Source organism: Enterobacter sp. CGMCC 5087 (genome assembly GCF_003144775.1).
Taxonomy (GTDB): domain Bacteria; phylum Pseudomonadota; class Gammaproteobacteria; order Enterobacterales; family Enterobacteriaceae; genus Enterobacter; species Enterobacter cloacae_M.
On record NZ_QFXN01000321.1, the window covers coordinates 1 to 12,793 of the forward strand.

The 12,793-nt window shown below is 46.4% G+C and carries 13 protein-coding genes and 3 pseudogenes; 1 reads left to right on the forward strand and 15 read right to left on the reverse strand.

From position 1 onward, the window contains the following. Positions 1 to 85: 85 nt before the first annotated feature. The 8 genes and pseudogenes from DEO48_RS27305 to DEO48_RS25920 all read right to left on the reverse strand — a co-directional run. Positions 86 to 304 (reverse strand): annotated as a pseudogene (locus tag DEO48_RS27305) (IS66 family transposase); the annotation flags it as partial. A 50-nt stretch (positions 305 to 354) separates the two neighbouring features. Further along, positions 355 to 1,893, reverse strand: coding sequence for an IS66 family transposase (locus DEO48_RS25895; protein WP_109846700.1), 1,539 nt, complete (start codon positions 1,891 to 1,893; stop codon positions 355 to 357). Positions 1,894 to 1,943: 50 nt separating this feature from the next. Next, positions 1,944 to 2,291, reverse strand: coding sequence for an IS66 family insertion sequence element accessory protein TnpB (gene tnpB, locus DEO48_RS25900; RefSeq protein WP_032667561.1), 348 nt, complete (start codon positions 2,289 to 2,291; stop codon positions 1,944 to 1,946). Continuing rightward, a complete protein-coding gene (locus DEO48_RS25905; protein WP_109846701.1) occupies positions 2,288 to 2,665 on the reverse strand; it encodes a transposase in 378 nt (125 codons plus the stop codon). Before DEO48_RS25905 ends, tnpB begins: the two co-directional genes overlap by 4 nt. A gap of 93 nt (positions 2,666 to 2,758) precedes the next feature. Beyond that, a pseudogene (locus DEO48_RS26900) lies at positions 2,759 to 2,875 on the reverse strand (hypothetical protein); the annotation flags it as partial. Between the two features lie 152 nt (positions 2,876 to 3,027). After that, the gene (locus DEO48_RS25910; RefSeq protein WP_109846702.1) at positions 3,028 to 3,669 is read right to left on the reverse strand and encodes a helix-turn-helix domain-containing protein; all 642 of its coding nucleotides are present in this window, start codon (positions 3,667 to 3,669) and stop codon (positions 3,028 to 3,030) included. Positions 3,670 to 3,750: 81 nt separating this feature from the next. After that, positions 3,751 to 4,623, reverse strand: a complete 873-nt coding sequence (locus DEO48_RS25915; RefSeq protein WP_258306212.1) for an ion transporter — start codon at positions 4,621 to 4,623, stop codon at positions 3,751 to 3,753. 173 nt (positions 4,624 to 4,796) lie between these two features. After that, complete coding sequence (locus DEO48_RS25920) at positions 4,797 to 5,660, reverse strand: DMT family transporter (protein ID WP_258306213.1); 864 nt, start codon at positions 5,658 to 5,660, stop codon at positions 4,797 to 4,799. Between the two features lie 367 nt (positions 5,661 to 6,027). Here DEO48_RS25920 and DEO48_RS25925 point away from each other — a divergent pair, with 367 nt between their 5' ends. Next, positions 6,028 to 6,597, forward strand: a complete 570-nt coding sequence (locus DEO48_RS25925) for a tyrosine-type recombinase/integrase (RefSeq protein ID WP_109846704.1) — start codon at positions 6,028 to 6,030, stop codon at positions 6,595 to 6,597. Positions 6,598 to 6,599: 2 nt separating this feature from the next. Here the strand turns inward: DEO48_RS25925 and DEO48_RS25930 are convergent, their stop codons facing one another. The 7 genes and pseudogenes from DEO48_RS25930 to DEO48_RS25965 form a co-directional block, all read right to left on the reverse strand. Continuing rightward, complete coding sequence (locus DEO48_RS25930) at positions 6,600 to 8,033, reverse strand: glycosyltransferase family 39 protein (protein ID WP_109846705.1); 1,434 nt, start codon at positions 8,031 to 8,033, stop codon at positions 6,600 to 6,602. A 75-nt stretch (positions 8,034 to 8,108) separates the two neighbouring features. Then, positions 8,109 to 8,993 carry a GNAT family N-acetyltransferase gene (locus DEO48_RS25935; protein WP_109846706.1) on the reverse strand — a complete coding sequence of 295 codons (885 nt, stop codon included), beginning with the start codon at positions 8,991 to 8,993 and terminating at the stop codon, positions 8,109 to 8,111. A gap of 93 nt (positions 8,994 to 9,086) precedes the next feature. Beyond that, on the reverse strand, positions 9,087 to 9,371 hold the full coding sequence (locus DEO48_RS25940) for a PerC family transcriptional regulator (protein ID WP_109846707.1): 285 nt from the start codon (positions 9,369 to 9,371) through the stop codon (positions 9,087 to 9,089). Between the two features lie 142 nt (positions 9,372 to 9,513). Beyond that, positions 9,514 to 10,332 (reverse strand): hypothetical protein, encoded by an 819-nt coding sequence (locus DEO48_RS25945; protein ID WP_146198350.1) that lies wholly within the window; start codon positions 10,330 to 10,332, stop codon positions 9,514 to 9,516. Between the two features lie 546 nt (positions 10,333 to 10,878). Then, positions 10,879 to 11,188 (reverse strand): annotated as a pseudogene (locus DEO48_RS25950) (integrase core domain-containing protein); the annotation flags it as partial. Positions 11,189 to 11,242: 54 nt separating this feature from the next. Further along, the gene (locus DEO48_RS25960) at positions 11,243 to 11,572 is read right to left on the reverse strand and encodes a hypothetical protein (RefSeq protein ID WP_109846709.1); all 330 of its coding nucleotides are present in this window, start codon (positions 11,570 to 11,572) and stop codon (positions 11,243 to 11,245) included. Between the two features lie 230 nt (positions 11,573 to 11,802). Further along, positions 11,803 to 12,600 (reverse strand): hypothetical protein, encoded by a 798-nt coding sequence (locus DEO48_RS25965; protein WP_109846710.1) that lies wholly within the window; start codon positions 12,598 to 12,600, stop codon positions 11,803 to 11,805. Positions 12,601 to 12,793: the final 193 nt, after the last annotated feature.

Genomic DNA, 12,793 nt, shown 5'->3' on the forward strand with positions numbered 1-12,793 from the left:
CATTAAGTCACCTGTTTTGTGTTGAGGTGAGAATATCACCTTTAATCAGGTGGCCAAATTTACTGTGCCACTACAGCCAGCTTTCCAGGGATTTCAGTCGCGGTTTAGCTTTTTGCTGACGTTCTGCAAAGCGTTGCTTCGCCGGCATCCCCCTTATTTCCGCCTCGATGGCATACAACTCACCGATCCATTTCTCGCTTTCTTTCTGCAACTGCTTAAGGTCGGCTTCCATCTGCGCGATACGGCGGGAGGCTTTTTCGGAGCGGCTGCCGAAGTTCATTCGGCGCAGCTTATCCAGTTGCACCTGCAGGTGATCTGTAAGCGTACAGCGAGAGCCGTATTGACGGGGATGTGTTATTCAGTCGGCAGTGCTACGCGCCAGGGGAGCAGTTCACTCACCCGATTGACCGGCCAGTCAGCAATAACGTCAAGAACATAGCGGAGGTAGCTTTCTGGCTCCACGCTGTTCAGTTTGCATGTCCCGATCAGGCTGTACAGCAGTGCTCCCCGCTCACCACCGTGGTCAGAACCGAAGAACAGCCAGTTTTTTCTCCCCAGACTGACCAGCCGCAGGGCATTTTCTGCGATGTTATTATCTGCTTCAGCCCAGCCATCGCCTGCATAGTACGCCAGTGCCGGCCACTGGTTCAGGGCGTACGCGAACGCTTTTGTCAGCTCTGAGTGTCGCGACAGGGTTTTCACCTTTTCTCGCAGCCAGCTTTCCAGGGATTTCAGTCGCGGTTTAGCTTTCTGCTGACGTTCGCCGAGTCGCTGTTCTGCCGGCATTCCCCTTATTTCCGCCTCGATGGCATACAACTCGCCGATCCGTTTCAGGGCTTCCTCCGTCAGCGCTGATGGGGTGCGAACGTGCACATCGTGGAGCTTACGGCGGGCGTGAGCCCAGCAGGCAGCTTCCGTTATCCGCCCATCGCGGTACAGCTCGTTGAACCCGGCATATGCATCTGCCTGCAGCACACCGCTGAAGCCGGCAAGATGGGTCTGCGGGTGGATGCCTTTTCTGTCCGGGCTGTAAGCGAACCACACCGCCGGCGTCAGCGCGGATCCGGCGTTACGGTCGTCACGAACGTACGTCCATAAGCGCCCCGTCTTCGTTTTCTTATTACCCGGTAGCAGCACCGGCACCGGCGTGTCATCGGCATGAAGCTTGCCGTCAGTCAGCACATAGTTTCGAAGCGCCTCTTCCAGCGGCGACAGCAGCCGGCAACACGCATCCACCCAGCCCGACAGGAGTGAGCGACTCAGCTCCACGCCCTGGCGGCCGTATATTTCAGACTGGCGATACAGCGGTGTGTGCTCTGCATACTTTGAGGTCAGCACGCGGGCCAGCAGCCCCGGTCCAGCTATGCCCCGCTCGATGGGGCGCGAAGGCGCCGGGGCCTGCACGATGCGGTCGCACCGACGACAGGCATGCTTTTCGCGCACCGTACGGATAACCCGGAAGGCGCTGCGCATCAGCTCCAGCTGTTCGGCGGCATCCTCACCCAGGTAACTCAGCGAACCACCACACTCCGGACAGCAGGGCTCTGCGGGTAACAACCGCTTTTCATCACGGGGAAGCGATTCGGGGAACGGTTTACGGGTGCGGGTCTGACGCAGCGGGCGCTGCACCGCGGGGTCATCAACCCGACCGGTAAGGGCATCGCTTTCCTGCTGAAGCCGGTTCAGATCAGCTTCCATCTGCGCGATACGGCGGGATACCTTTTCGGAACGGCTGCCGAAGTTCATCCGGCGCAGCTTATCCAGCTGCGCCTGCAGATGGTCTATTTCGCGTTCACGATCGGCCAGTTTTTCCAGCAGAGCACGGTTCAGCGCTTCCTGTTCGGCCAGGCGCTGTTTCAGCAGAAGGATGTCGTCAGAAGAGGTGTCGTTCATAAGCCCGTATTTTACCAGGCTTATTCTGCGACAACCAGGATTAAAGAGAGCTACAGCATGGTCAGGGAGGTCAGTAACCGCTTTGGCTGTCGCCAGTCGATACCTTCCATCAGCATCGCCAGCTGCGCCGGGGTCAGGAACACTTTGCCATCGCGGGCTGAGGGCCAGGCGAAGCGACCACGTTCCAGCCGCTTTGTCAGCAGGCACAGCCCGTCGCCGGTGGCCCACAGCAGTTTGACCTGACTGCCGCTGCGTCCCCGGAAGATGAAGACGTGGCCGGACATCGGGTCATCTTTCAGCGCTGTCTGCACCTTTGCGGCCAGACCATTGAAGCCGTTGCGCATGTCGGTGATCCCGGCTACCAGCCAGATTTTTGTGCCTGAAGGTAACGGGATCATCGCTTCAGTTCCTGTATCAGCAGAGGCAGGAACTTTTCGCTGACAGTACCGTTGAGGCGAAGCGTCCCGTGCCGGAACGTTACCTCACAGCTGATACTGAGCCCCGGGTCTTCCGCGAGCGATTTTGGCTGTACGGCAGTGGCATCGAGAGTCACAGGAAGTAGCTGAGGACTCTCTGAGGAAGGTAACAGTAGCTTTCCGTCGCGCCACTGCTGGCGCCATTTAAATAACAAATTAGCGTTGATGCCGTTTTCAAGCGCCAGTTTTGAGATGGATATTCCGGGTTCGCAGGAGGCAGCAACGAGCTGCTGCTTAAACTCAGGAGAATAATTAGGGCAGCCCTTACGCCTGCCGGGAGTCACATTTTTCTGCATATCTGACACTTTGGTTCCCACTACTTATTTGGTGGACACCACTTTGTCGAATACATCAGGTTATGACCAGACGGCTCTCGCTGTACGCTTACGGTGATCTATTTCGCGTTCACGCTCGTTCAGCTTTTCCAGCAGGGCACGGTCCAGCACCTCCTGTTCGGCAAGGAGACGTTTCAGTTCATCGATATCGTCAGGAAGTGAGCTGTTCATGCCGGGTATATTACCAGGCTCATTCAGCATCGACCAGGATAATCAGCAATAAAAACCATCACGGATGAACAAGAAAATCCAGCCAGTTCATCATTATGTTCCCCTTATCCTGATTAGCAATAAAACATATCCCACAATATCAGTCGGGGGCGTCATTTATTCAATATTAATGCGTCTAACACGCGCGGGTGTTGAATAGTTATGAAGTGACGTCTGAAATGAAGAATATTCAGTTGTTCTAGCTTTGTAATTTCCCGGCTGATAGTCTCTGGTGTCAGCCCCAGATAGTTTGCAATGTCTCCCCGCGTCATGGGCAGGCGGAACTCACGCGGTGAGTATCCCCGCAGACTAAAACGGCGAGACAAATCCTGAATAAACATGGCGAAGCGAACATCCGCACGAGCCTTACTTATCTGAAAATACCGTTTCTTGTTTTGTCTGATGACATTACTCATCAGACTGTACATATCCCGCCTGCTGCCCTGTCCTGCCAGTGCTTTCTCCAGCAATGCTGGAGAAAGGCAACGCACCGCACAAGTATCCAGCGCCTGTGCATAGCCGGTATAGCATCCCGACGATAAATCAGGCAGTCCGCACCATTCACCCGGGAGACAAAACCCTGTTACCAACTCATCCCCTTCCTCGGTCAGTCGGTACAGTCTGGTGGCTCCCGACATCACCATAAACAATCCGCTAAACGGTTTATCCACACCGTATATCCAGCGCCCTTTGTGGTACAGCTGATCAGGCTGTGTATTAATAAATGCCAGCAGAGAATGCTCTATGGTATCCATCGTCAGTACTCCATATCTTATTGTTTTCCGTGTAGCTGTCTGTCTAAATCCCCCCCCGTGAATGACCAGGCAAACTACCGGTCATTTCCTGGCGGCATAACTCGTTTCAGTCAGCGTCGGGGGGGCATTATTATCCATAGATACCCCACATCGCTGGCAAAAGCGTGCATTATCGATATGCTCCGTATTCTGACATGATGCGCAACGGAGATATTTGCGGCGACGCTGCATAATTTCTGTCATGTACGCGCTCATCACCCCCGTCGGGATCGCGATCATTGAATAGCCCGTCAGAATGAGCAAAGACGCCAACACGCGGCCAGCAGTCGTATGAGGCGTGATGTCTCCGTACCCTACTGTTGTCATGGTCACTACTGCCCAGTACACCGACACCGGAATCGTGGTAAATCCATGTTCTGGCCCCTCAATGACATACATCATTCCCCCCGACAGGCACAGCAGGATCATCACCATGCCCAGAAACAACAGTAACTTCCGACGAGCACTGTAGAGGGTGTTCCATATCAGTGAGGCCGAATCAAGATAGCGGAGCACTTTGGCAAGCCTTATCAGACGTAATACCCGTAGCAGGCGCATAACAGTAAGATACTCCACCGCAATTTCCGGCCATAACCAAAGAATATAAAGAGGTGAAAGTGTGACGAAATCGATAATGCCAAAAAAGCTAAAAATATACCGTTCGGGGTTCCTACTGGACAATAATCGTAAAATATACTCAGCTGTGAAAATGACGGTAAAAAGATATTCTCCAGTCTGATAGTTCAGTAGCAAATAACCCGCCCCTGGCATGGCTGATTCAGCAAACAACATCATCACACTCGCTAGCGAAGCCAGGAGCCAGAATGTCTCCAGACGTCGTACAACAAGGTCCGAAAGACGAATCAAGAAGGTCCTGGCGGCATCTTTTTTACAGTTAAGAGAATTATTTCCCATGTTATTTAGCTTTCCGTAAAGCACTCGGGATGCTGATTACACTAACAGAATATTCAGCCGACCAGACGCAATGTAAATTTCAACTTTAAAAACCGTAAGGAATACAAAACATCCTGCAACATAATTCGCAACACCAGACAGAAGGTCAGGTGCCCTGTCCAAAAAACCGTTTGTCATGTTTTACTTTTCCCGGCACACCATAATGGGTAAAGTACGAGTAAAATACCACTCATAAATGGCATTATCAGTATTTCAGAACTAACTGACATCGGCTGATGCATCATAATATCTTCAAGTGCAATAGCAATTAACGGGAAAACAAAATAAACCAGTGAAGCATAAAACGGAACAACACGCTTCTGTAACTGAAAGTATGCCATAATACCAAGTACTCCGGCGACAATAGCCAGATACGTAATGGCATACAGGGACCTTAGATTAAAGGTAACCACGTTAATATGTTCATAAAATGCGCCAAAACTTATCAATAACAGCCCTGCCCCGAGACAAGGTAGGGCGTTATATGTAAGCACTGAAATGCCCGAACAATACTTACGACACTGAATATAAACCACTGAGTGAAGCGTAACGGCCATCAGGATCGCAATAACCCCCTTCCAGCTTTGAATTTCTGCACTTCCCGTTTCATTAATGATAATTGCTCCCAGAGCTGATATAACCAGAGCTATTCCCGCCAGCTGGATCCTTGTAACCATATGGCCGAGAAAAATCCAGGATGATATGACTATTGCAACTGGCATCACAGAAAACAACAGTGAGGCCATTCCGGATGAAACGGTTTCTTCACCATAAATCATCAGCGTGAATGGAACGGCAAAGTAAAATAATGAAAGGATAATCTGAAAATGCCTTATCCCCCGGGGAAACAACAAAGGTGTTCCAGACCATTTCGCCATGGTAATAAGTACCGGTGCAGCGATAAGAAAACGCAATCCCGTTGCAAACACTGGCGAAAAGGATATCAATGCAATTTTCATCGCCATCCATGTTGTCCCCCACGTCAGCGAAACTGCCATGAATAATACTCCAGTTAGAATATAAGAATTAAATATGTATTTACGCATAAACCCTCTGTTCAAAGATTCTTCAAAAATGCGGTTTCAGATAGCAGAACCATGTCACAAAAAAAATAAAAATATGCGGAACCTCACAGGGCTCTGTACTGCCCCCAGAAATGGCATATCCCAGAACTGCTCTCATCATTCCCCAAAAAAAATCAGAATAAAAAACCACAGAAAACCAAATTGCAGTGAAAAATCAACAAAAAACACAAAAACAAAAAACACATTACCATGAAAAATAATTGCAAATTGTAACAAATAAGTTTAATAATACCAATAACATTAATATTCCATGGTACTCCTTCACACAAGGCCCCAATCTATGAGCAGGAAGTTTTTGACTGAAAATGAAATCATGACTCTGCTAAACTCTATTAATAACAGCAGAAACATACTGAGAGACCAGTGCATGATAAGTCTTGGCTTTTATCATGGCCTCAGGGTCAGCGAATTGACTTCATTAAGAATTGACGACTATGACGGAAAATCAGGAATTTTAAATATTAAACGCCTTAAAAATGGTTTTAGTACCGTTCATCCCGTCACTGATTTTGTCATGAATAAATTAAATGAATGGTTAACTGAAAGAAATAAATACCCAAATAATGACTCCAGACTGCTTTTTCTTACTGTCAATGGAAATAAAATGACAAGGCAAAGATTCTATCAAATCATCAGACAATATAGCAAAAGAGCAGAAATAGAAATACAAGCGCATCCTCATATGTTACGACACTCCTGCGGATACAGCCTCGCAGACCGCGGAAACGACACCCGGCTTATTCAGGATTACCTGGGTCATAAAAATATTCGTCATACAGTACTGTATACAGCTTCCAATGCAGAACGTTTCCGGAGAGCATGGCAGAACAAAGCATATGCTCCGTTATGACATTATTTACCTGGATCAATAAAGCCAACACACACTCTTTTTCTTTCAGCTCGAGAATATGAAGAAAAATAATATTGTTTATAATGTGAAACCTCTAACTCTGGCCATTCATAATTGAATTCGGAAAAGTTAGAACGGTTACATTCCCCACCAGACGTGCCTATAACAACAGCACCAAATTTATTTATTTTCTGTTGAGTTATACGGGCATTATAAATGCCCGGCATTTTTTCATCATTCCATCGATTCAGCACCTGAGGGCGCGGCTTTACGTAAACAGTCAACCACTGAGAAAGCCACTCACCACCAACATATCGTAATGGCTGGGTGCCATAAAGACGTTCCCATTCACTTTTTATGCCCTGGCTAAAAGATTGTATTCCTGAGAACTTTTTACCTGCATTTTTAATATTGCAGGTCATAACTACAACATATCCCGCGAGCACCAGGGTTGAGCATACCCCAAAAAAAATAAAGGCTTTTTTCAGGTCTGGCTTTCTCTTATCAGGGCGGACAAGAGAAACCATTAATGGAAGAAGTACCATTATAAATGGCTGAAGCCATTCAGTTAACCTTCCACCTTCATTAAAAAGAAACCATACAGAGATAATCACAATAGGGGAAATGGCAGTCATAAGCAGAGCATTCTTTGCGGGCTCTTCAGGCCACACCAACCCAACATAACTATACTTCAGGAATAAAAAAGAAAAAATAAGTGGATACATCACCGACAATAGAGCAATAAAGACTTTGATGTTGATCCCATGGCTAATCTGTCCACTAACCCATCTGAACGCAGAAAAATTATGCTCAGCAAGCCAGAACAGATTAGGCACCACCATACTCGTACCTATGACCAGCCCCGTCCAGAATGCAGGATGGGTATAACATCGCCGGAGTGCCGGAAAAATAAAGGGGGTTAGAATGACAAATATGATGAATGCCAGAGAGGAATACTTCGCCATTACCGACAAACCCGCAGCCACACCAAACGCAAGCCACCACCAGGGAGTGTTTGTCAGTGCCCGAAAAAAGAAATACATCATCCATGGCCACAACATGACTAATAGATAATTATCATTATACGGGATAATATCAAAGTTGATGATCCCTGACATACCGTAAGATAACAGCGCAAACCATGCCAGCCGACGTGACCCTCTCACCTGAAAGGCAAGATGCCATCCACCGGAAAGTCCTACTCCTACAGCAATAAAGTGAATGGCGTACCAGTAAACATTCACCGGAAGCAACGGTAAAGAAACCAGTGGCAACATTACTGTACCTGGTAGCCATGGATTTTTAGGGGAACCCCATTCAGCATTTGTTGCCCAGTTAAGTGCCTCAACAGCGTCATAGGGCACAGCGGGATCAAGTATCCAGGTTGCAAGAAACCAGCACAGTGTGTAACTGAAAATAATAGTTGTCAGCTTCATTTTAATTTATCGCCAGTTTATCTAGGGCAACATATCGGTGTTGATATATTCATCATATTTATCGGAGTAATGCGTTTACAGGCTAATAATTCTTCCTGTCATCTGAGGTTCAGCCCATCGTAATTTATAATCCCAGTTTGCCTCATGCCTGCCGATAGAAAAAATCATCTCTCTGTTGTCCCGGCCACACTGTGCACGGGCATCACAAATATTGGCCCACATTAAAAGACTACCTGGGCTGAATGCAGAAAACTCGGGATCCATTCCACCATTCGGCACATCATAATAAGCAAGATGATTACTGCGTGAGCATAATACCAGATCTAATGCACAGGGAGTCCCTTTAAAAAAAAGCACATTCCCTTCAATCATACCCGGGATACTGCTCAATAGGTTAACCAGATTTTCATGCCGGTAACACCTCACCGATTCACCAAATCTTTTTTTAAAAAGATAAATATATAATCTGGCTATTTCACTAGCCGTCATATCTCTGAGACTGAATATTCCCCCACCACATGAAAGGAATTGTTTAAGCTCTCCATTCCTTTTTTTCTCTGTTTTCGCCGAAAAATTTGATTTGACAATGCATATTTTTCTCTTTCCATAATAAAATGCGTTCATCACCCCCACTCTATGTCTTAATGAAAGATCGTTTGACCTGACAGGAACGAACAACCGGGAGTGCGGAGAAAAGGGCATAATCACTTCATCTCTTGAAACTGGATAATATTTCCATACATTCAGACCAAATATTTTCCCTTCAGAAATAAAGTAGGCAGCCACGACCTCACCGTCTTCCTTATAATGCCAGAATTCGAACTTCAAACCCAAATTTGACATAAAAAAATAAATTATGTCGGGGTGTGCATTCACAGTTCCGCCATATTTTTCAAAAACATACTGATACGTTTCAAATTTTGAAGGACACCACCCCATAATAGCCTGCTTCATTCCCATAACATGCCCCTTGTCTACGATAACCCAACAAATGTTGGTAACTGAATAATTTAAATATAAAATGAAATAGTATGGCAATATTAAATTACAGCGTCATACCTCATACGTTTTTGTCTTGATCCTGTACGCCACACCATTTGGCTGACTGATACCCATTTTGGCCAGTGTTATATTGGCTGCACGATTAATTGAATGCACATATAATTTATCATCTGCCATCTGGATTTTAACATTCGAAAGGCAATAATATCTCCTCCGGCAGACCCATTCTCTTTGTCTGTCCGTCTCACATATCTGCAGAACATCAAGCCAACGAACAGCTGCTCTTCGCCACAACCCTGCACTTTCAAGCCTTTCAGCTATATTATCAATGACCACACTACAAACCCCATACCAGTCTTTATTTCTCTATACTCTCAATAAAATTTAAACGTTTTATAACACAGCATAAAATACATACAAAATAGCTTCAGGCCCTTAACCAAGCCAGCAATGACAATCATGAACCGTTACGTCTTTTTTATCGAGGAACATGATGAACAGGTGTTGTAAGATTGTAAAATTCAGCAGACGGTATATTGGTAATTAACTGGGCTGATATTTGCTCAAGATCATCCGGCGTGACCCTTATGATACCCTGGCCCGGGATATCAATCTCCGCAATGACAAACAACACCAGCGAGGTAAGTACAGGCAACACCAGCAAATACCCTGGGTGAGCGAGATCCTGATGCCCAGTGAGAAAACAGGCACTCATGGCAAATAAAAGTAATACTATCCATGCAGCATCAGGCACCTGTCGTTTCCATACAGCACTTGTTTTTTGTTTGGACGTCATCAGCTCATTATAGGTTTTCAGTACTGAAGACAATACAGGAGTGAGATCATGTCCTTTATCCGGAAGCACAATATGCCACAGTTTCTGCTGAATTTCTTCAGTTTCACGGGCCCACCCCCTTCCCGCAGCATCATTATCTTCCCTGAAAAAATGGATGCGGTCATTGACATACTTTTTAAGCAAAGGCTGAACTTTTTTCTGCATTACATCAGGTAAAAGAAGTGAATATTGTAATGCACTACCTACCATTTGTGCTTCATTCACCTCTGCCTGCCCCCTTGCAGAATAACCGCTTAAAGTAACTGAAAACACAAATCCGATAAGCAGCCCTGACAGAGTCAGGGTGGCACCCGTTATAATGCTTGGTTCAATAGCTGTATCATTCACATTCGTCTTGTATACAAACCTGCCAACATAAGCAGACATCATTAAAGTGGAAAAGATCACAATCAGCAGGAGAATATCATCTGCTGACGGTAACATAAAAAAATAAGCCATCACGACAATTCTCCATTAACATTCCGGAATTTTTAACAACTATATTTTCTGAACAGCGAATTTTCCGCATACCGTTATACTCGCCCAACAGAATAACGAATACCATAGTTCAATGCACAGGAGTGGGATACGCTAACGTATAATCAGAGCGACAACATGCATTTCCGTTCATCACTGCTTCTATTTCCGGTAAACCAGTCATTCGCCGTTTTCACAGGATTTGTTTCACTAAAAGCTTTCTCCTTCAGCTGAATACGAAGACTACCGCGGTCAAGAGCTCGATACCAGAGTTGCACATCTATAATCATGCGTAGGTACTCTCTGACCACTCCGGGTTACCCTTAACGCCGTCACAGCCAGAACACAGCTGTCCCGTCTCTCCTGGCGTGAACATGCCTGCTCGACACTCCACTGCTGCCAACCTCACCATTACATATTGAAATTATTCCTGACACGCAAATTTTCGACAATCACACAACATTAACATCACACTTCAACTGAATTCATTATGTAAAAAAACACGACACAAACAATTCAATGGAATGTCACCTATATTTCCATACGCTTTTTATCACTTAACCCATTACGGGTTCGTAGCCGCAGATACTCCCGTGGTGAACGATACCCCAGCGCACTATGCGGATGCCATTCGTTGTAGTGTTCGAATGCCCCAGCAAGGTTCTTTACCGCTGTTAACCCGTCGAGTTTCGGCATGGTACTGTGTAGTCACGCTTCATCGTTTTGACGAAGCTCTCTGCCAGCCGTTGCTTTCCGGGCTGCGTACTGCCGTAAGTTTTGGCTCAAGCCCTACCATTCTGGCGAACCTACGCGTCTGATGAGACCGGTAGGCTGAACCGTCAGCATATCGATCCCGCGCCGCATATCCCCCGGTCTGACCGCGAGAAAAACGTTCTCAGGTGTCAGCATGTTTGAGCGCTCTGAAGACATCGGTGAGCTGAGTGGCGTGACAACTCATACGGATGCCACCGGGCAAAAACAGCATGACAGGGTCGTTGACGACCTGAGGAGGCGGAACGACGGGCTGTGCAGTAGCAATGCGTACGGGTATCAGCCCTGAGTCATTAACCCTGCACTCCGCTTTGGTATCCTGCGGGCATTCCCGGAAGGTGGAAAATTTGATGCTATGTAATTCGCAGTACTGCTGACGGGTCAGACCGCTGGCGCGCCAGCTGGCAACATGCTGTCTTTTTTCTTCAAGCGTGTAGATTTTTCGTTCCTGCATGATGTTCCTCAATAACCAGATAACTGGAGGGGAAACCGATGCTAACGAACCAAATGGCAATTGGAAGATGAGTTCACCGCGACGTTACGAGTTGCCCGCAACGTAACCAGGTTATTCGCTTCGGCGCGAGTGTTCTAACGAGTGAAGGAGGGAGGATGTCAACTGATGGATGCCTAAAAGATAGCCAGCACAATTTTGGCTACCTTTGTTCTCTTGATGCGACAGAGCCTTTATCTATGACGGGCAAAAGCGAATGAAGAATAATCGTTATTGGTTCCAGTAAATACATGAACATATTGAGGTATTTCTGGGGATTGGTATTCCTCACCACTGGAAAATATTAGATGTGACCAGTCATTGTTATGAGGATCACCAAAGATGACGACAATTGGTGCAAATATTCCGGATTTTTTATAGAAGTCTAGTTGCAACTTACGTGCTCCATCTATGTATTCTATTAACCGTTTACCACTGTCGCTAGTCTCCCTCACCATATTAATGAAGAATGCCATCAATGGTATTTTGCTCAAGTCAGTACCAGTCCAGGGTTTTAATAGGAATTCATCCATACTATAAAGGGCGTTTTGAGATGTGTTGAGTTTTATTTTCTCGACTTCTAATATGGTCGAAAACGCGCTCAATGTATCATCATTGTTAGGGTTATTTAGTGAAAAGCCACAATTTCTCTTACTCGCTATGTAATCATCAGCAGTGGAGATTCCTTCACTTTGACAACTCTTTTTCTTCACCAGGCCGCATTGATTTACTCCCAGGGTCTGGCCCGTGCCGCCATCACGAGGAAAACCACAGGTGAAGTTTTCTTCGTAAGCTGAGCCATCCGTGCGAAGTTTGCCGGCAGGCCAAAATGCCACACCATAGGGGCTTAAACTGCCCTGCTCTCTCTTATCTTTTTGTATAGGATACGCCCAGTATGAAAACGATAATTTATTATCTTTTGCGGGATCATAAGGTTCCGTCCAAGATGAATTTGGACCATCATCTTCTTGATCTTCTTTCGCATGAATCATGATTCCTTTACAATAATACCCTGGTTTATTAGTCTCCGAGCAAACTGTTACAAGATCAGGTGATGTTATATACCGCTGCATTTCATTAGCTATCCAGATTGAATAGCCATTTTGGTCAACTGCATATTCGCACGGTGATCGATCGCCAGTTCGCACCGTAGTCGATCATGATTTCGCATCGTGTTCGATCGCG

Bases quoted from the DNA above. Each gene is read 5' to 3' on its own strand.
- DEO48_RS25895 (WP_109846700.1), bottom strand. From the start codon at position 1,893: ATGAACGACACCTCTTCTGACGACATCCTTCTGCTGAAACAGCGCCTG.
- tnpB (WP_032667561.1), bottom strand. From the start codon at position 2,291: ATGATCCCGTTACCTTCAGGCACAAAAATCTGGCTGGTAGCCGGGATC.
- DEO48_RS25905 (WP_109846701.1), bottom strand. From the start codon at position 2,665: ATGCAGAAAAATGTGACTCCCGGCAGGCGTAAGGGCTGCCCTAATTAT.
- DEO48_RS25910 (WP_109846702.1), bottom strand. From the start codon at position 3,669: ATGGATACCATAGAGCATTCTCTGCTGGCATTTATTAATACACAGCCT.
- DEO48_RS25915 (WP_258306212.1), bottom strand. From the start codon at position 4,623: ATGGGAAATAATTCTCTTAACTGTAAAAAAGATGCCGCCAGGACCTTC.
- DEO48_RS25920 (WP_258306213.1), bottom strand. From the start codon at position 5,660: ATGGCAGTTTCGCTGACGTGGGGGACAACATGGATGGCGATGAAAATT.
- DEO48_RS25925 (WP_109846704.1), top strand. From the start codon at position 6,028: ATGAGCAGGAAGTTTTTGACTGAAAATGAAATCATGACTCTGCTAAAC.
- DEO48_RS25930 (WP_109846705.1), bottom strand. From the start codon at position 8,033: ATGAAGCTGACAACTATTATTTTCAGTTACACACTGTGCTGGTTTCTT.
- DEO48_RS25935 (WP_109846706.1), bottom strand. From the start codon at position 8,993: ATGGGAATGAAGCAGGCTATTATGGGGTGGTGTCCTTCAAAATTTGAA.
- DEO48_RS25960 (WP_109846709.1), bottom strand. From the start codon at position 11,572: ATGCAGGAACGAAAAATCTACACGCTTGAAGAAAAAAGACAGCATGTT.
- DEO48_RS25965 (WP_109846710.1), bottom strand. From the start codon at position 12,600: ATGATTCATGCGAAAGAAGATCAAGAAGATGATGGTCCAAATTCATCT.